Source organism: Staphylococcus nepalensis, assembly GCF_014635045.1.
GTDB lineage: Bacteria > Bacillota > Bacilli > Staphylococcales > Staphylococcaceae > Staphylococcus > Staphylococcus nepalensis.
Genome location: NZ_BMCF01000021.1, coordinates 1 through 1,906, shown reverse-complemented (window position 1 = coordinate 1,906; position 1,906 = coordinate 1). Strand labels below are relative to the sequence as shown.

Sequence of the window (1,906 nt, the reverse complement as noted above, 5' to 3'; positions counted from 1 at the left end):
AGGCGGAGATCTTAAAGCTGTAAACCCATCATCAGGTGCAGCAGGTAAATATCAATTCTTACAAAGCACTTGGGACTCAGTAGCACCTGCAGAATATCAAGGTGTATCTCCAACAGAAGCTCCAGAATCAGTACAAGATGCTGCAGCAGTTAAACTTTACAACGAAGTTGGCGCTTCACAATGGGTTACTGCATAATACAAATTTAAAGCAAATAACTTAAAATTAAACAATAAATTAAGAGCCTGGGATAAATTGATACCCTAGGCTCTTAATTTATATTAATAGCAGATGGCTAAAAGGGACATACCCTAAACTTTTAAAGAACTACTTTTAAAGCGCCGTCTCTTTTTCCTAGTTGTTTCCGCCTACCCGTACAGGATACGAAACCATTTTAGAAAATGTGATTTCGTATCTTTTTTAAATACAAATGAAAACTTAAATAAACATATGCGTTATAATGGTGAAAATTTAAAAGCTAAATTATAAAAATTCCTTCCAAATACTTCCAGTTGGTGTAGAAGTTACAGAAATCATTTCGTGTTTGGTCGGGTGTTTGACACTTAATTGGGATGCCCAAAGGGCAATTTGTTGACCATGCTTATTGATGTTTTGCCCATATTTTTGATCACCATATAATGGTAAGTTTTGGTTTGCAAATTGAACTCTAATTTGATGTGAGCGTCCAGTTTTTAATTGAACTTGAATTAAAGTTTTTTTATTAATAGTTTTGATGACTTTATAATTTAATATAGATTCTTTGGCATCTTTTTTCTGGGAATCAACAGCGTATACGATATTTTTATTTCTGTCTTTCCATAAATAATCATGAAGTACGCCTTCATTTTTTGAAGGAACACCATGGATAACTGCTAAATAGGTTCTATGTAGTTTTTGTTTTCTTAGTTCATTTGATAACCTAGAAGCTGCTTTAGAAGTTTTAGCAAATACGATTGCCCCTCCAACAGGTCGATCAAGACGATGTACTAAACCAAGGTAGACATTACCAGGTTTATTGTACTGTATTTTTATATAATTTTTTAAAATGGATAATAAATCTTGATCTTTTGAGTTATCTGCTTGTACTGGAACATTTATAGGCTTTTCTACCATTAATAAATGATTATCTTCGTAAAGAACATTGTTAAACATTTAATTCCTCCAACACATTATATAGTGATAATTTTTTCGTAGTTTAAAATTAAAATATTTTAAAATAATTCAAATTAAGATGTTATCAGTAGATGGGTGTAAATTCAATCTTATTTATATGTAATCAACATAAAAATATTTATGCTTTGAAAGATTTGGACATAATATAAAAATTTATATATTGAGAAGTGTAAATATATAATGTTTTGATTCTAATTACACAATTGTTACATTTGGTTAAATATAAATTTATCTTTTTTCGCTGGCATGAAGGAGTTTAAAATAGGTTTTATTTAATTCAGAGCGCGCCGTTAATGTAATTAAGACGTAAAAAACCTAGTTATTTTTTAACTTCACTGTAACCCACAAGCATTTTATAGATGTTACAGTGGGAACTAGCAAATTTGAGAAAAGTAATTTTGCAAAAACGAAAACACAAATTAAACAATTAAAAGTATATCTCTTAGGAGGATTTATTAATAATGAAAAAAACAGTATTAGCATCAACATTAGCAGTAGGATTAGGTGTAACAGGAATCGCGGCAGGAAATTCAGCAGATGCATCAGAACAAGGTATTGATCAAGCACAATTAGCACAAGAAGCACAAAATAATCCATCACAATTAAATACAGAAGCATTACATGATGGTTCATATAATTATAACTTCAACCAAAATGGAACAAACTATAATTTTGAATCAGATGGTACAAACTGGTCATGGAGCTATGGGGAAGGCTCAAATTCAAATGCATCAA

At 30.6% G+C, this 1,906-nt stretch carries 2 protein-coding genes and 1 pseudogene; 2 read left to right on the top strand and 1 reads right to left on the bottom strand.

All coding sequences use genetic code 11. The features are described from left to right. Nucleotides 1–196: transglycosylase family protein (locus IEU88_RS13580; protein ID WP_188350428.1), on the top strand; the 196-nt coding region annotated here is incomplete at its 5' end. Between the two features lie 285 nt (nucleotides 197–481). Here the strand turns inward: IEU88_RS13580 and IEU88_RS13575 are convergent. Beyond that, a complete protein-coding gene (locus IEU88_RS13575) occupies nucleotides 482–1,150 on the bottom strand; it encodes an RluA family pseudouridine synthase (RefSeq protein WP_103373712.1) in 669 nt (222 codons plus the stop codon). 482 nt (nucleotides 1,151–1,632) lie between these two features. Here IEU88_RS13575 and IEU88_RS13570 point away from each other — a divergent pair. Further along, nucleotides 1,633–1,906: pseudogene (locus IEU88_RS13570) on the top strand (transglycosylase); the annotation flags it as partial.

Excerpts from the sequence above, each read along its gene's own strand:
- IEU88_RS13575 (WP_103373712.1), bottom strand. The coding sequence starts at position 1,150 with ATGTTTAACAATGTTCTTTACGAAGATAATCATTTATTAATGGTAGAA.